We start from the raw sequence: 16,835 nt of genomic DNA on the forward strand, positions 1-16,835 counted from the left end.
AGCATCCTCGCCGACCGCCCCCACCGACCCCTCACCGGCGAAACCGTCCTCGACACCGCCACCGACGACATCGGCGAGGTCGTCGGCTACCTCCTCCGCCCCCTGGAACCCGGCCGCCCCTGGACCGCCGACCCCGACAACATCCGCCGCCCCGAACGCGACCGGCTGATCCGCGCCCGACTCGCCCGCCGCACCCACCTCCCGGCGGGCCTCGTCCCCGCCCCACCCACGGGCCTCACCCGTGACTGAACAACCCCCGACCACCAAGGAGAAGCCCCCGCCACCCAGGAGTTCCGATGGCCTCCTCTGGAGCGGAGCCCTCATGCTCCTCGTCTGGTCCTCGGTCTTCGCCTTCGTGATGTCCGTCGTCCTGGCCCACTCCCGGTAAGGCCGCGACAAGGCTCGTACCAGCGCGCATCGAGTCGTGTGGGCGTACGCTCCCCGCCACTCTCTTCACTCAACGCGTCCGCCCACACACATCCCGTGCTGTACGGTCACCCCAGAAACGTAAAAAAGTACGGCCCCCGCATCGGCTGCAACCGACGGCGAGGGCCTGAACCACGAATGGAAACCGACTCCACCGTGATGTACCGGCACCATATCGCGCCGTCGCGCGCCTACACCCAGCTCTCGCACGACATCATCCGGCACCCCCGCCTCTCCTCCGATGCCGTCCGCCTCCTCACCTGGCAACTCTCCCTCCCCGACGGCACCCGCGAACCCCTCTCCCGTACCGCCGAACGCGCCCACATCGGCGCCTGCGCCTTCACCCGCGCCAAACGGCAGCTCAAGGACGAGGGCTTCGTGCACGAGCGGCGGCTCCAAGGGCCCGGCGGTCACTGGATCACCCAACAGCTCGTCTCCAGCGTCCCGTTGAACGACGCCGAAGCCGCCAGGCTCCTGGCTCAAACGCCCCCGCCCCCACCGAGTCCCGCATTACCGGCCGTCGGTCAGCCGACCACCCCGCCCACCGACCGCTATCCCAAGACAGAACCCCCTGAGAACACCCCCAACCAACCCCCCAAACCCCCCGCCGAGCCTCCCGCTCCGCCCATCGAGCCCTCGGCCGAGGCCCGAGCCCTCGCCGCCGCCTACCCCCGGCTCTCCCCCGCCCTCCGCCACATCCCCGCCGCCATGCACACCGAGCTGGCCCAGCTCACCGACCGCTGGCTGAGCGCCGGGCACCCGCCCACCGCCATCCGCACGCACATCCTGCGCGGCCTCCCCGACGACGGCACCCCCGTCCACCGGCCCGGCGGCCTCCTGCGCCATCTCCTCAGCCACACCCCTCCCCCTCCGGAAGCCGAAACAGCCCGAGCAGCCCAGGCAGCCCAGGCGCCACCGCCACCTCCCCCCACACCCGCCCTCCGCCTCTCCCCCCGACTCACCCGCACCCGGGAGTGCGCAGGCCATCACCTCCAACCCACCCTCTTCCGGCCACTCGCCGACGAGACCCTCTGTCCCCGCTGTCTCCCCCTGCCTCCGCCCTTGCGCCGCTGATCCGCTCAGGTCCGGTCCCCGGCCTGTCCGGACCTGGCAGGATTGGGCAGGTTCGCGACGGACATCAAGGGGAGCGGGAGCAGCCGATGGCCACAGGCGCCGCAACGGCCGTACTGAGGGACGTCCTCGACATCAAGGAGGACGTGTACGCCGGCGACTTCAAGGTCGAGCTGTCCCAGGGGTTCACCGGGCAGACGACCGCGCGGGTCGAGGAGTATGTGGTCACCCCCCAGCTCCAGGAGCAGTTCGGCAAGGCGCTGAAGCTGGTGCGGGGCGCGGTGCGCAACGGGACCTCGTACGCCGCCTATCTTCATGGTTCCTTCGGTGCCGGTAAGAGTCACTTCCTGACCGTGCTGCACGCCGTCCTGAACGGGGATCCCTCGGCGCGGGCCAAGCCCCGGCTGCGCGAGGTCATCGCCGAGCACGACGAGTGGCTGCGCGGCAGGCGGTTCCTCATGGTGCCGTACCACCTGGTCGGCGCGGCCAACCTGGACGAGGCCCTGCTCGGAGGGTATGTCCGGGCCATCCGCGCCCAGCATCCGGAGGCGCCCACCCCTACCGTCTTCCGGTCCGACTCCCTGCTCGCGGATGCCGGGCGGATGCGCGAGCAGCTCGGCGACGACGCCTTCGTCCGGCTGCTGCCCGTCGAGGGGGGCACGGGTGGGGACGGCGACGACGATGACGAGCTTCAGGTCATCGGGTCCGGCGGGGCATGGACCTCCGGTGAGCTGGACGACGCCTTCCGCGCTCCCGCCGGGGACGCCCGGCGGGAGCGGCTGGTGTCCGCGCTGCTCAGCGGGCCCATGCAGGCGTACGCCGAGAGCGCGCGCGGCGATGCCGCCAAGTACGTACCGCTGGAGAACGGGCTCTCCGCGATCAGCCGCCATGCCCAGGCGCTGAACTACGACGGTGTGGTGCTGTTCCTCGATGAGCTGGTGCTGTGGCTCCAGGCGCACATGCGGGACCGGACCTTCGTCAACAACGAGATCCAGAAGCTGGTGAAGCTGATCGAGTCGGGGGACGCGGACCGGCCGGTGCCGATCGTGTCCTTCATCTCGCGGCAGCGGGATCTGTCGCAGCTCGTCGGGTCCGATGTGCTCGGGGCCGATGTGAAAGCGATGGAAAGATCCCTTGAGTATCTGAACGAGCGGTTCGACACGGTCGATCTCGAGGACCGGAACCTGCCGGAGATCATCAAGGAGCGGGTGCTCAAGCCGCGGCCGGGGAAGGAAGCGGTGCTGGAGACCGCCTTCGCCGGGGTCGACCGGTCGAATCAGCAGGTCAAGGACATCCTGCTGGACGGCGGCGGGGCCACCCACTCCGACTGGGGCGACTTCCGGGCGGTGTACCCGCTGTCCCCGGCGCTGCTCAATGTGCTGGTCGCGCTGTCCGGCGCGCTCCAGCGGGAGCGGACCGGTCTGAAGCTGGTGCAGTTGCTGCTGGTGAAGAACGCGGGTGCCACCGTCGGGCAGCTCATTCCGCTCGGTGATCTGTGGGACGTACTGGTGGACGGGACCGGGGCCGCGTTCACCGACAAACTGAAGCAGGAGTCCGATGCCGCCGTGCGGTTCTACGGCAAGGCGCGCGCCCATCTGCTGGAGAAGTACGGCTCGGACACCCACACCGACTTCCGGGCCGACGACCGGTTCGTGAAGACCCTGCTGCTGGGCTCGCTCGCGCCGGACGTGCCCGCGCTGCGGCGGCTGTCGGGGGCACGGCTGGCCGCGCTCAACCATGGCTCGGTCCGGTCCCGTACCGTCCCGGCCGGTGATGTGGTGATCCGGCGGATGCGGGATCTCCAGGCCGCGTTTCCGTCGGAGCTGCGGTCCGACGGGGAGACCGACCCGGTGTTCTCGCTGCATCTGTCCGATCTTGACATCGAGCCGCTGCTCGACGCCGTGGCCGAGGAGGACAAGGCCGGTGTGCGGCGGGTGTGGCTGCGCGACCGGCTGTGGGAGGCCATGGGGGTGCGCGACGGGCAGTTCGTCGCCGAGAGGGAGGTCGTCTGGCGGGGGACGCGGCGGGTCGCCGAGTTCGTGTTCGGCAATGTGCGGGACCGGGGGGATCTGCCGAACGAGATGTTCACCCCGGCCACGGCCGGGAATGTACGGTTCGTTCTTGATTATCCGTTCGATGACGGTGATCACTTCCCCAGTGACGACTTCCACCGGGTGGAGGAGCTGCGCAAGGACGGGGTGACCGCCCCGACCTTGGTGTGGCTCACCGACTTCTTCTCCGACCAGCGTCGGGCACAGCTCGGGCGGCTCATGCGGATCATCTTCCTGCTGGAGCGCGACCGGCTCACCGACTACACCGGGAACTTCCCGCCCGACGACCGGGCCAAGGTGCGGCGGCAACTGGAGGTGGCCCGCGACACCCTGAGCGACCAGCTCACCGGGGCGCTCGCCGAGGTGTACGGGCTGGCCCGGCCCACCGACTCCAACCCCGGGCCCGAGGTGCCGGACGGGCGCCATGTGCTGTCGCTCCAGCCGGAGTTCGCGCAGCCCCGCGAGGAGGGCGGCAAGGGCTTCGACGCGAATGTGCAGCATCTCGCCGACGGGATGTTCTCCGCGCTGTATCCGAAGCACCCGGACTTCGGGCCCGACGGCAAGGGGCAGCGCAAGGCGGTGTCGCCCGCCGAACTGCGCACCGCCCTGGAGTGGATCACCCGGGCCATGGACGAGGGCGGCCGGGCGCAGAACGTCGACAGCCACCATCTGCGGACGGTGAAGCGGATCGTGGAGCCCCTGGAACTGGGCACCGTCCACGACGGTCCGCTCGTCATGCGGCAGGACTGGCGGGCGCGCATCAACCAGGCGGCAGCCGCGCACAACCAGCGCAGGGATCTCGGCGTCGAGGACATCCGCCGCTGGATCACCAAGGACATCGGGCTCGGCGGCCTCGACCGGCTCACCGGGAATCTGCTGATCGCCACCTACGCGCTGCTCGACGACCGGGCCTGGACCTTCCAGGGCGGGCCGGAACGGGAGGCGCCCGCCCTGCACGAGATCGGGCCCGGCTGGTCGCTGCGGGAGCAGCCGCTGCCCAGCGACGAGGAGTACGCGACGGCTCGGGAGCGGGCCGCCCAGCTGTTCGGGGTCGCCGCGAAGCCGAAGATGTACGCGCGCAGCGTCAACCGGCTCGCCGAGGACCTGCGGGCCAGGGTGGAACAGTGGGAGAAGGACGTCTCGGGTGTCCGGGCGTCCCTGGAGCGGCACGCTCCGCTGCTCGGCCTCGACACCCCCGACGACCCCGCTCCCCGTACGGCCATCCTGCGGGAGGCCGCCGGACTGCTCGCCCGGCTCACCCGGCACGGCAACGACGCCACCGCCCTGGTGAAAGAGCTGGCAGCCGCCTCGTACACCGCCTCCGCGCGGGATCTGAACACGGCGGCCGGAAGCGCCGGGGACGTGCTGCGGGCCCTGGACGGCGCGGCCTGGCCCGCGCTGACCAATGTGCGGGGGCTGATCGGCCGGGAGGACGGGGTGGGCGACCGGGCCCGGCGGCTGTTCGCCGAGATCACCCTCGCCGCGCGGGACTCCGAGTTCCAGCGCTCGCTGATCCCGGTGCTCGGCGACGCGGGCGAGCGGGCCAACGCGATCATCAACGACGCGCTCCGGGTGGAGACGGTCGCCGTACCGCCCCGGCCCGCGGAGCCCACGCCGGGACCGCAGGACGTACGGGTCAGCGATCCCGAGGTGGCGACCTCGCATCCGGGGACGGACGGGCCGGGTTCCGGCGGGCAGCCGGGGGGCACGCCCGCGGGACCCGGGGGACCCGTGGCGCCCGCGTCGGCCACGGGCGGGGCGGGGCGCCGGGTCATCGCCGCCTCCCGGGCGACACCGCTGGAGGAACTGCTCGCCGGTGAACTGGCGGACGTACGGGACGACATCCGTGCCTATCTCGCCGCGCACCCGGAGGGCGCCGTGGAGATCCGCTGGCAGGCGGTCGAACCGTCCGCCGGGGCCGACAGCTTCGACGAGGAGCGCTGATGGCGCCGGTCCGGCCGGCCGCCGGGCGGCGGGCCATCGAAGTGCTGCTGGAGGCCGAACTGCCGCGGGCCGGTGATCGACGGCTCGTCCTGGTCGACGCTGTGTGGGCGGGCGGCGAGGAGGAGCGGGAGTTCACGGTCCAGGTGGACGGCGGCGCCCGCCGGGTGCACGTCACCGCGCAGGACTCGCCGCTGGGCATCGCCGACGCCTGGCGGCGGCACCTCACCGACACCGACCCGGGCGGGGACAGCGTCCTCGTGGTCACCGGGCGGGTCCCCGCCGACCAGATCGGCTGGGACCTGCGCGGACACGCGGTGCGGCGCAGGCCCCTGGCCGTCGAGCGCGCCGACATCGTCAAGCAGTTGTTCGGAGCCGGTGACCTCGACACCCGGATGGTGCGGGAACACTGGCTGCTGGACGCGCTGCTGGAGGCCGAACCCCCCGGCGGCTGGCCGCGCGCGGGCTCCGTACTGACCCGTGACCGGGCCGTACGCGCCCTGCTCGCCGCCCGGGTGGGCCTGGGCGACACCAGCGACGAGACGCTGGACGTCGACGCCGACACGGTCTTCGCCTGGAGCCGCGGATCGGCCGGTCCCCGGCGGTTCGCCGAGCTGCCGGAACCCGAGCGGGCGGGACTGGCCGACTGGCTGGAGCAGACGACCGGGCCCGCCGCGCCCACCCTGCTCGCCCTCGCCGCCGACGGGCGCGGCAGCGACGCCCTCCCGCTGGGCGCGCTGGCCTCCGCCGCCCTGGCCTGTCCCGCCGCGGCCGACGCCGGATTCGCGCTCGGCACGCTCTTCGGGCGGGCCCTCGGCTCGTTCGACGCGCTCGGCCCCTACGCGTCCGCCGCGACCGGCGTGCTCTCCCGGTGGCTCGCCCAGGCCGAGGCCGGTGGCCAGGCCGGACAGACCGCCCGGACCCGCGTCCTGACGGTCCTGGAACGCGCCGACCAGCTCGCCGACACCGCCAGGCTGACCGGGCTGCTCGCCGGGGACCGTCTGCTGCCCTCCGGCTACCGGAACCGGCTGCGGGCCGTCGCCGCCGCGCTCGACGGGCGGCCCGGCCCGGCACAGTCGGCGCTGCGCGAACTGGCCGACCATCAGCTCGCCGTGGTCCACGCCGAGTCCACCGAGCGGGCCCGCACCGCCGTACGGCTGCTGCGCTGGCTGGACGCCCCCCGGCCCACGGTGGACTCCGTCGGTCAGGGCGTGCGCCAGCACCTGGAGTCCACCGGGTGGGTGGACCTCGCCATCGGGATACTCGCCGAGGGGGACGCCTCCCGGGACAGCGAGGTCGGGGAGGCGTACCACCGGCTGATCGGCCGGGTGCGGGAGCGGCGGCGGCAGGTGGACGAGCGGTTCGCGCAGGTGCTGGCCGTGTGGACCGAGGCCGCCTCGCAGCAGGCACCCCACGGTGCGCTGCTGATCGAGGACGTCCTCGCTGAGGCCGCCTCACCGCTCGCCCGCGACGGCGGACGGCCACTGATCCTGGTGCTGGACGGCATGAGCGCCGATGTCGCCGTGGAACTCGCCGCCGGACTCGACCGGCGGACCTGGCTCGAAGTCGTGCCCGCGGCCCAAGCGGGCCGCCGTCCGGGACGGCTCGCCGCCGTCGCCATGCTGCCCACCGTCACCCGGGTCAGCCGGGCCTCGCTGCTCAGCGGCACGGCCACGGAAGGCGGTCAGGACGTGGAGCGGGCCGGGTTCACCGCCTTCTGGAAGAAGCGGCGCCGCGAGGCGGTGCTCTTCCACAAAGGGAGCTACGAAGGGACGGCCGGGCACCGGCTCGCCCCCGAGCTGCTCGGTGCGCTCGCCGACGAGACGACCGTCGTCGGCGTCATCCTCAACACCGTCGACGACGCGCTCGCCGACGGCCGGGAGAGCGGCCGGGGCCAGTGGCGGATAGGGGACATCGCCAAGCTGGCCGACCTGCTCGACGCGGCGCTCGGCGCCGGTCGGCCCGTCCTGCTGGTCTCCGACCACGGGCACGTCCTGGACCGCAGCACCCGCGACCACGGGATCACCGCCGCCGAGAACGTCCAGGGCGCCCGCTGGCGCACCGGCCCGGCCCAGCCCGGCGAGACCGCGCTCGCCGGGCCCCGGGTCAAGGCCGCGGGCGGGCGGATCACCGCCGCCTGGCGCGATGACGTGCGCTACACGGCACGCCAGGCCGGATACCACGGAGGTGCCTCGCTCGCCGAGGTCACCGTGCCCGTCCTGGCGTTCGTCGCCGCCGGTAGTGAGATCCCCGCCGGATGGACCGTCCTCCCGGCCGAGGACACCGCCCCCGACTGGTGGCGCGGTGGCACCGAACGCCCCGAGCCCCCGTCGTCCGAGCCGCCCGTCAGAGGCCGGGCCGGACGCAAGCCGGAACCGCAGGCCGAGGGGCTCTTCGCCCAGCCCGGCCGGGGCACACCCGGCGAGCGGACCGTGCGCAGCGCCCCGTACCGGACCCAGCGCGAGTTCGTCCGGCTGCCGCCCTCCGACACGGCCGTGGCCGCCGCGCTCGACGCACTGCTCGACGCCGGGGGCAAGCTCTCCCCGGCGGCGGTCGCGGCGGCGGCCCAGGCGGCCACGGGCAAGTCGCAGCGCAACCCGGAGCGGTTCGTGACCGTGCTCGAACGCCTGCTCAACATCGACGGCTATCCCGTGCTCCAGCTCGTGGAGTCCGGACGTACCGTCCACCTCGACAGGGAACTCCTGCGCCAGCAGTTCCCGGGAGACATCACACCGTGAATCCGCCGGACATCCCCGAGACCCCGCCCCCGGCTCCGGCTGCGGCCCCGGCACCCGAGGTCAGTCCCGCCCGCGCCCGGGACGTGGTCGACGCGCTGCGCCGCGGCACCGTGCCCCAGCAGGGGCTCGGGCTGTTCGCCGTCGGCCTGGACCGCTTCACCGACGCCCTGGACGACGACCTCGCCACCGTGGCCCGGGGCGGCTCCGCGTTCCACGCGCTGCGCGGCGAGTACGGCTCCGGCAAGACGTTCTTCGCCCGCTGGCTGGCGGAACGGGCCAAGCGGCGCGGACTGGCCGTCAGCGAGGTGCAGATCTCCGAGACGGAGACCCCGCTGCACCGGCTGGAGACGGTGTACCGCCGGCTCACCGAACGGCTGGCCACCGCCACCCACCCGCCCTCGGCCCTGCGCGCGGTGGTCGACTCCTGGTTCTACGCGCTGGAGGAGGAGATCCTCGACGGCGGGGACGTGGACGAGAACGACGAGTCCGCGCTCGCGAACGCCGTGGACGCCCTGCTGGAACTGCGGCTGGCCGAGGTCGCCCGCACCACCCCCGCCTTCTCCGCCGCCCTGCGCGGCTACCGCGAGGCCGTGGCCACCGGGGACGGGGCCCGCGCCGAGGCGCTCATCGCCTGGCTCGGCGGGCAGAAGTCGGTGGCCGCCGCCGCCAAACGCGCCGCCGGGGTGCGCGGCGACCTCGACCACTTCGCGGCCCTCGGCTTCCTCCAGGGACTGCTGACCGTCCTGCGGGACTGCGGGCACCCCGGGCTGCTGCTCGTCCTGGACGAGGTGGAGACCCTCCAGCGGGTGCGCGGCGATGTCCGGGAGAAGTCCCTGAACGCGCTGCGCCAGCTCCTGGACGAGATCGACGCCGGGCGCTTCCCCGGCCTGTTCCTCGTCATCACCGGCACCCCCGCCTTCTACGACGGCCAGCAGGGCGTCCAGCGCCTCGCCCCGCTGGCACAGCGCCTCGCGACCGACTTCACCACCGACCCGCGTTTCGACTCCCCCCGCGCGGTCCAGCTCCGCCTGCCCGGCTTCGACCTGGCCTCCCTCGGCGAACTGGGGCGCAAGGTACGAGGCGTGTACGAGGCCACCGCCCGCCATCCGGAGCGGATCGCCGCGCGGGCCGACGACACGTACCTGGACGAACTCGCCCGTGCGGTCACCGGCTCGCTCGGCGGCAAGGCGGGCATCGCCCCCCGGCTGTATCTGCGCAAACTGGTCGCCGACGTCCTCGACCGGGTCGACACCTTCGCCGAGTTCGATCCCCGCGTCCACTACACGCTCACCGTGAACACCGCGGAGCTGGACGAGGTGGAGCGCAACGCGGCGGCGGGCGCGGGAGACGTGGAGCTGGAGCTGCCGTGAGCGCGGACGCGTTCGATCTTCTCGATCCGATCCTCACCCACCACATCGTCAACTCCCTCGGCTGGCGCTCCCTGCGTCCGCTCCAGCAGGAGGCGATCGGGCCGCTGCTGGCCGGGCAGGACGCCGTACTGCTCGCGCCGACCGCCGGGGGCAAGACCGAGGCCGCCGCGTTCCCGCTGCTCACCCGGGCCCAGCGGCACGGCTGGAAGGGCACCGGCATCCTCTATGTGACACCGCTGAAGGCACTGCTCAACAATCTGCATCCGCGGCTGGAGAAGTACGCGGGCTGGGTGGGCCGTACCGCGGAGCTGTGGCACGGCGACATCGCCACCAGCAGACGCCGCCGCATCCTCGCCCAGCGGCCGGACCTGCTGCTCACCACCCCCGAATCCCTGGAGGCGATGCTGGTCAGCGCCAACGTGGACCATCGGGCGTTCTTCTCCGGGCTGCACACCGTGGTCGTGGACGAGGTGCACGCCTTCGCCGGGGACGACCGGGGCTGGCATCTGCTGGCCGTCCTGGAACGGCTCCAGAAGGTCACCCAACGGCCGGTGCAGCGGGTCGGGCTGTCCGCCACCGTCGGCAACCCGCACGAACTCCTGGACTGGCTCCAGGGTTCCGGGCGCGGGAAGCGGACCGGGCAGGTCGTCGCACCCGGTGTGACCCTGCCCGGCACGGCACGGGCAAAGGCCGGTCGCCCGCCCGGTGACATCGAGCTGGACTTCGTCGGGTCCGTCGCCAACGCGGCCACCGTCCTGGCGGCGCTGCACCGGGGCGAGAAGCGTCTGGTGTTCTGCGAGAGCCGGCGGACCGTCGAGGAACTGGGCGAGCAGCTCCGGCTGCGCGGGGTCACCACCTTTCTCTCGCACGCCTCGCTCTCCGCCGACGAGCGGCGGCGCGCGGAGGAGGCGTTCGCCGAGGCACGGGACTGTGTGATCGTGTCGACCAGCACGCTCGAACTCGGCATCGACGTCGGTGACCTGGACCGGGTGATCCAGCTCGACGCACCGGCCACGGTGGCCTCGTTCCTCCAGCGGCTGGGCCGTACCGGACGGCGCCCCGGAACCGACCGCAACTGTCTGTTCCTGGCCCTCACCGACGCCGGGTTCCTGTCCGCCTGCGCCCTGCTGCTGGCCTGGTCACGGGGGTGGGTGGAGCCGGTCACCGCACCGCCCGAGCCCCGGCATCTGGCGGCGCAGCAGATGCTCGCGCTGTGCCTTCAGGAGGGCCGCGTCGGCGAGAACCTGTGGCAGGAGTGGTGGGGCGGCCTGGACGCCTTCGGCGGCGGCGCCGAGCCCGTCGTACGGCATCTCGTGGAGCAGGGCTATCTGGAGCGGGACGGCGGCACGCTGTTCATCGGGCCGGAGGCGGAACGCCGATTCGGTGCGCGGCACTTCATGAATCTCACGGCCTCCTTCACCGCGCCGCCGGAGTTCACCGTCCTCAGCGGGCGGACCGAGATCGGCCGCACGGACCCGGATCTGCTCACCGAGGACGTCGCGGGGCCGCGCAAGCTGCTGCTTGCCGGGCGGAGCTGGCTGGTGACCTACATCGACTGGCGGCGCAGGCGCTGCTTCGTGGAGCCCACCGAGGACGGCGGGCGGGCCAAGTGGAGCGGATTCGGGCCGGACCGGGTCCGCTCGTTCACCCTGACCCGAGCGGCCCGTGAGGTGCTGCTCGGCGGCGATCCGCCGGTACGGCTCACCCGCCGGGCGGAGGCGAAGCTGGCCGAGGCACGGGAGACCTTCCTGGACGTGGTGCACCCCGCGGGAAGCATCGTCACACGGCGGGGCGACAGCGATGTGCGCTGGTGGACCTGGGCCGGGCACCGCGCGAACGCCACCCTGGCCGCGTCACTGCCCTCGGTCGTCCTCCCGCACCGCATCCTCGACGACCGCTTCGTACGGCTGCGCGACGATGTCGATCCGGGGACCTGGCAGGTGGCTCGCGCAGATGCCGTGACGGGGCTGACCCTGCCCGAGGTGAACGCGAACGCCGTGCGCGGGCTGAAGTTCGCGGAGGCCCTGCCGCAGCGGCTGGCGGAGGCCACCCTCGCCGCGCGGATGGCGGACCTGGAGGGGGCGAGGGCGGTGCTGGCGGAACCGGCGCGGTTCGTGGTGCGGTCCGAGGACTGAGGACGGAGAACTGAGGGCTGCGGCTCCCGGACGGTCGGCGTGGCCCGCCGTCCGTGCGGCACGCCGGAGGCCCGGCACCCCTCGGGGGGGGTACCGGGCCTCCGGTGATCGCGGTGGTTCGTCAGTGCGAGTGGCCGTGCGAGTGGCCGCCCGCCGGGGCCTCTTCCTCTTCCTTCTTCTCGACGACCAGGGTCTCGGTCGTCAGGAGGAGGGAGGCGATGGAGGCCGCGTTCTCCAGGGCGGAGCGGGTGACCTTGACCGGGTCGATGACGCCGGCCTTGACCAGGTCGCCGTACTCGCCGGTGGCGGCGTTGAAGCCCTGGCCCTTCTCCAGCTCGGCGACCTTGGAGGTGATGACGTAGCCCTCCAGGCCGGCGTTCTCGGCGATCCAGCGCAGCGGCTCGACGGCGGCCTTGCGGACCACGGTGACACCGGTGGCCTCGTCGCCGGTCTTGCCGAGGTTGTCCTCCAGGACCTTCACGGCGTGGACGAGCGCGGAGCCACCACCGGAGACGATGCCCTCCTCGACCGCGGCGCGGGTCGCGGAGATGGCGTCCTCCAGACGGTGCTTCTTCTCCTTCAGCTCCACCTCGGTGGCGGCGCCGACCTTGATCACGCACACGCCGCCGGCCAGCTTCGCGAGGCGCTCCTGGAGCTTCTCGCGGTCCCAGTCGGAGTCGGTGTTCTCGATCTCGGCCTTGATCTGGGAGATCCGGCCCTCGACCTCGGACTTGTCACCGGCACCGTCGACGATCGTGGTGTCGTCCTTGGTGACGGTGATCCGGCGGGCGGTGCCGAGGATGTCGGTGCCGACCTGGTCGAGCTTGAGGCCGACCTCCTCGGAGATGACCGTGGCGCCGGTGAGGACGGCCATGTCCTGGAGCATCGCCTTGCGGCGGTCGCCGAAGCCGGGGGCCTTCACCGCGGTGGCGTTGAAGGTGCCGCGGATCTTGTTGACCACCAGGGTGGAGAGGGCCTCGCCCTCGACATCCTCGGCGATGATCAGCAGCGGCTTGGAGGCGTTGGACTGGATGATCTTCTCCAGCAGCGGCAGCAGGTCGGCGATGGCGCCGATCTTGCCCTGGTGGATCAGGATGTACGGGTCCTCCAGGACCGCTTCCATCCGCTCCTGGTCCGTCACGAAGTACGGGGACAGGTAGCCCTTGTCGAAGGCCATGCCCTCGGTGAAGTCCAGCTCCAGACCGAAGGTGTTGGACTCCTCGACGGTGATGACACCGTCCTTGCCGACCTTGTCCATCGCCTCGGCGATCAGCTCGCCGACCTGCTGGTCCTGCGCGGACAGCGCGGCCACGGCGGCGATGTCGGACTTCTCCTCGATCGGCCGGGCGGTCGCCAGCAGATCCGCGGAGACGGCGGCGACGGCCGCGTCGATGCCCTTCTTCAGGGCGGCCGGGGAAGCACCCGCGGCGACGTTCTTCAGACCCTCGCGCACCAGGGCCTGGGCCAGCACGGTGGCGGTGGTGGTGCCGTCACCCGCGATGTCGTTGGTCTTGGTCGCCACCTCCTTCACCAGCTGCGCGCCGAGGTTCTCGTACGGGTCGTCGATCTCGACCTCGCGGGCGATGGTCACGCCGTCGTTGGTGATGGTGGGGGCGCCGAACTTCTTGTCGATGACGACATTGCGGCCCTTGGGGCCGATCGTCACCTTCACCGTGTCGGCCAGCTTGTTGACGCCGCGCTCAAGGGCGCGACGGGCGTCCTCGTCGAACTTCAGGATCTTCGCCATGACAGCGTGAGCCTCTCGGAATTCTGGGGTGGAAAAGACACTGCGCCCCGGGCGCCCTGTCGAGTTGATGGTCGCGGGGGGCCAGGGGCGCAGTAGAGGAACTTCTGAGGTGAAGAACTACTTCTCGATGATCGCGAGCACGTCGCGGGCCGAGAGGACGAGGTACTCCTCGCCGTTGTACTTCACCTCGGTGCCGCCGTACTTGCTGTACAGCACGATGTCGCCGGTCTTGACGTCGAGCGGCAGGCGCTCGCCGTTCTCGAAGCGACCCGGACCGACGGCGAGGACGACGCCCTCCTGGGGCTTCTCCTTCGCGGTGTCCGGGATGACCAGGCCAGAGGCCGTGGTCTGCTCGGCGTCGAGCGGCTGGACCACGATGCGGTCCTCGAGCGGCTTGATGGCAACCTTGGAGCTGGCGGTCGTCACGATCCGACCTCCCCCTTCGGAGATCTCACGGGGTTAACTGTCTGAGGTGGCGACCAGGTGGATCCGTCGTCGCGGGTGCCGGACCTGCCCGTCGCGTATTGGCACTCTCCAGGGGGGAGTGCCAGACCCGAGACTATGACCGCGATTAGCACTCGGTCAAGCGGACTGCTAATCCCGGCCGGGCGCGGAGGGGGTGGACGGGGGGCGGCCGGGGGGGTGCGGGGGGTTCGGGGCGGCGTCCACGGTGGGTCATTGGTGGGTCAACTGCCCTGCCCGGGTTCAGGAACGGCCGGGTCACGGGTCTGTCCCAGCGGGCGGTGGCGGGCGGGACGTCCGTCGCAGGGGCGGAAACCCCATGCGGGGCGGGCCGGGTCCGGCCGGGTGGCGGGTTCCGGGCCGACGGGTGTGTCACAGGGGTGTCCTATGCGGTCGCCGGACGGAACGGGACTCCCGGCCGGGCCGCTCATGGTGATCGGAACGCCGGGACGCTCGGCACCGCAGACATCACCGAATCCGAACTTCCGCTCGAATCCGAGGAAGACACCATGCGCATCCGCAAGCTCACCTTCGCCGCCCTCGCCGTCGCCGCGAGCCTCTCGCTCACCGCCTGCCAGGGCGAGGACGGCACCTCCGCGGAGAGCGACCCCACCCCCGCCGCCGCCTCCGGCTCGGATACCGCCAAGCAGGGCGGTGCGCAGGACACGGCCACCGAGACCGGGACCGGCGGTACGGACACCACCGAAGGCAACGCCGGTGTCACCAACTGCACCGTCGAGGAACTGGAGATCACCGCGTCCGACGCCACCGTCGACGGCGACGCCGAGGGCACCGTCGCCGTGGAGATGGCCAACATCAGCGGCAGCGACTGCCTGCTCTCCGGGTTCGCGGGCGTCGACCTGGAGACCGACGCGGGCACCCTGTCCGCGGAGCGCAGCGGCGACGCCGGTGAACCGACCGTCCTCAAGGGCGGGGAGTCGGCCTACTTCGGTGTCTTCCACCCGCTCAACGACTCGGGCGGCTCCGGGGTCGGCGTCAGCACGCTGTGGGTGACCCCGCCCAACGAGACCGAGGTCTACAAGGTCGAGTGGCCGGGCGGCACCCTGCCCGTCACGGAGGACGGGTCCGGCTCCGCGGTGCGGGTCGGCGCCATGGGCAGTGTCGGCCAGGGTGGCTGAGCGTGCGGTGCCGGGCGCCGGAGGGCTGGGCCGGGGGCGTCGGTCAGACGTAGTCCTCCAGGCGGCCCACCCGCAGGCCCTGGTCCTCGATCTCCTTCAGGAGCCTGGTGGTGCGGGCTACCAGCGTCGGGCCCGGGGTCTCGTCCGGGGTGACGGAGATGATGTCGCCGGGCAGCAGCCGGTGCGGGCCCTCGGTGAAGTGGGTGTCGGTGTCGGTCGCCGTCACCCGCCACAGCACCAGCGCCTCGACCCCGCAGTCCCGCGCCGCCCTCAGTGTCGTCCCGTCGTACATGCCGTAGGGCGGGCGCAGCAGGGCCGGGCGGATGCCGAAGCGGGACTTCAGTTTGTTCTGCTGGCCGCAGATCTCGGCGCGCTGACCGGCGTACGGCATTCCGCGCAGGGCGGCGTGGTCCATGGTGTGGTTGTGGAGGGTGGCCCCGACCGCGCGCAGCCGGGCGAAGTGGCCGTATCCCGGGCCCGCCACACTGTCCGTCAGGAACAGGCTGACCGGCAGCCGCCGCTCCCGCACCATCTCCACGAACCGCGGATCGCGCTCCGCGCCGTCGTCGTAGGTCAGGAAGACCACCTTGTCGCGGGTCGGGACGCGGGACAGGACCCGGGGGGACTGCGGGGAGGAACGGGGGGTGCCGGAGGGGGCCCGGGGGGAGCCAGAGGGGGTCCGGGGGGAGCCGGAGGGGGACGCGGCGTCTGTGCCCGCGCCGCCGCCGCCCGCCGACTCCACCCAGGCCGACGGGCCGGGGCCCCGGCCGCAGCCGGCCGCCGAGACCGTCAGCAGCAGCAGCGCGGCGGCCAGCAGCCGGTGCCTCACAGGTAGTCCTCCAGGCGGGCGACCGCGTAGCCCTTCTCGGTGACCTTGTCGAGGAAGACCCGGATCATGTCGGGCATGGTGCCGTCCCAGTCGTCGGTGCCCCGGAAGTGGCTGAGGACGATGTCACCGGGGTGCAGATCGCGGTCCCACTCGCGGTACTCCCAGCGGTCGACGAAGACCTCCTCGCTCCACAGCGGGGCGTAGCTGATCCCGCACGCCTTGGCGGCGACCAGGGTGTCCTTGTTGTAGTTGCCGAACGGCGGGCGGAAGAGCAGCGGGCGCTTGCCGTAGCGCTTCTCGATCACGTTCTGCATCCCGCAGATCTGCTGCTTCTGCTCCTCGTAGGACAGGCCCGGCATATAGGGGTGGTCGAGGGTGTGGTTGTTCAGGCCGACGCCCCGGGACTGCATCTGCTTGAAGTGGCCGTAGTCCTCCTTGACCAGGTAGTCGCTGAGGAAGGCGGTGTACGGCACCTTCAGTTCGCTCATCATCCGCAGGAACTCCGGGTCCTTCTCGGCCCCGTCGTCGATGGTGAGGAAGACGATCTTCTCCTTGGTGGGGATCGTGGTGAAGACCGGCGGCAGGTCCTCCGCCTCATGGCCCTCGACCTCGAAGCCCTCCCGGGTGGTGATCACCGGCTTGTGGGCCGGGGGCTCGGGCACCACCAGCGGGGGCCGCTCCAGGCCCCAGCGCTTGGCCGCCGCGATCTGCGCCTGCCGCACGGCCCGCTGCTTCGCCGCCCGGTCCGCCGCGCTCAGCCGCTCCGGGCGCTGCTGGCCGGGGGCGGGCCGTGCGGACCGGTCGTCCGCGCCGCAGGCGGAGGCCAGGGACGCCACCGCGGCGAGGGCCAGTCCGGCGGTCGCCAGCCGCAGACCACCCCTCGCATCCATCGCCCTGTTTTTATCTTTTTGTACGACTTCTCCCAT

General features: G+C 72.2%; 12 protein-coding genes. 8 read left to right on the forward strand and 4 right to left on the reverse strand.

Going from position 1 to position 16,835, the window contains the following annotated elements; translation table 11 throughout:
• The 7 genes from ABZX40_RS23650 to ABZX40_RS23680 form a co-directional block, all read left to right on the forward strand.
• Nucleotides 1-249, forward strand: a 249-nt coding sequence (locus ABZX40_RS23650) for a hypothetical protein (RefSeq protein WP_355741705.1), incomplete at its 5' end; no start/stop codon positions are given.
• Nucleotides 242-388 (forward strand): hypothetical protein, encoded by a 147-nt coding sequence (locus tag ABZX40_RS23655; RefSeq protein ID WP_355741702.1) that lies wholly within the window; start codon nt 242-244, stop codon nt 386-388. The genes ABZX40_RS23650 and ABZX40_RS23655, both read left to right, overlap by 8 nt.
• 176 nt (nt 389-564) lie before the next feature.
• On the forward strand, nt 565-1,500 hold the full coding sequence (locus tag ABZX40_RS23660; protein WP_355741699.1) for a hypothetical protein: 936 nt from the start codon (nt 565-567) through the stop codon (nt 1,498-1,500).
• A gap of 86 nt (nt 1,501-1,586) precedes the next feature.
• Nucleotides 1,587-5,492 carry a hypothetical protein gene (locus ABZX40_RS23665; protein WP_355741696.1) on the forward strand — a complete coding sequence of 1,302 codons (3,906 nt, stop codon included), beginning with the start codon at nt 1,587-1,589 and terminating at the stop codon, nt 5,490-5,492.
• Nucleotides 5,492-8,227 carry a BREX-2 system phosphatase PglZ gene (pglZ, locus tag ABZX40_RS23670; RefSeq protein ID WP_355741693.1) on the forward strand — a complete coding sequence of 912 codons (2,736 nt, stop codon included), beginning with the start codon at nt 5,492-5,494 and terminating at the stop codon, nt 8,225-8,227. The genes ABZX40_RS23665 and pglZ overlap by 1 nt, the downstream gene beginning before the upstream one ends.
• Nucleotides 8,224-9,597: a BREX system ATP-binding protein BrxD gene (gene brxD, locus ABZX40_RS23675; RefSeq protein WP_355741691.1), complete on the forward strand. Its 1,374-nt coding sequence runs from the start codon at nt 8,224-8,226 to the stop codon at nt 9,595-9,597. Before pglZ ends, brxD begins: the two co-directional genes overlap by 4 nt.
• Nucleotides 9,594-11,732 carry a DEAD/DEAH box helicase gene (locus ABZX40_RS23680; RefSeq protein ID WP_355741688.1) on the forward strand — a complete coding sequence of 713 codons (2,139 nt, stop codon included), beginning with the start codon at nt 9,594-9,596 and terminating at the stop codon, nt 11,730-11,732. Before brxD ends, ABZX40_RS23680 begins: the two co-directional genes overlap by 4 nt.
• Before the next feature lie 121 nt (nt 11,733-11,853).
• Here ABZX40_RS23680 and groL read toward each other — a convergent pair whose 3' ends face one another.
• Together groL and groES are read right to left on the reverse strand one after the other, a co-directional pair.
• Complete coding sequence (gene groL / locus ABZX40_RS23685; RefSeq protein ID WP_355741685.1) at nt 11,854-13,479, reverse strand: chaperonin GroEL; 1,626 nt, start codon at nt 13,477-13,479, stop codon at nt 11,854-11,856.
• 117 nt (nt 13,480-13,596) lie between these two features.
• Nucleotides 13,597-13,905 carry a co-chaperone GroES gene (gene groES / locus ABZX40_RS23690; protein WP_055493212.1) on the reverse strand — a complete coding sequence of 103 codons (309 nt, stop codon included), beginning with the start codon at nt 13,903-13,905 and terminating at the stop codon, nt 13,597-13,599.
• A 545-nt stretch (nt 13,906-14,450) separates the two neighbouring features.
• Between groES and ABZX40_RS23695 the strand changes: the two genes are divergently transcribed.
• Nucleotides 14,451-15,080, forward strand: a complete 630-nt coding sequence (locus ABZX40_RS23695; protein WP_355741682.1) for a DUF4232 domain-containing protein — start codon at nt 14,451-14,453, stop codon at nt 15,078-15,080.
• A gap of 43 nt (nt 15,081-15,123) precedes the next feature.
• On the opposite strand, the gene ABZX40_RS23700 is transcribed toward ABZX40_RS23695, so the two are convergent.
• On the reverse strand, nt 15,124-15,909 hold the full coding sequence (locus ABZX40_RS23700) for a polysaccharide deacetylase family protein (RefSeq protein WP_355741679.1): 786 nt from the start codon (nt 15,907-15,909) through the stop codon (nt 15,124-15,126).
• Entirely contained in the window at nt 15,906-16,799 is an 894-nt protein-coding gene (locus ABZX40_RS23705; protein WP_355741676.1) for a polysaccharide deacetylase family protein, read from the reverse strand. The genes ABZX40_RS23700 and ABZX40_RS23705 overlap by 4 nt, the downstream gene beginning before the upstream one ends.
• Between the last annotated feature and the right edge of the window lie 36 nt (nt 16,800-16,835).

The sequence above is a fragment of the Streptomyces sp. NPDC004610 genome (assembly GCF_040609715.1).
Lineage (GTDB): Bacteria > Actinomycetota > Actinomycetes > Streptomycetales > Streptomycetaceae > Streptomyces.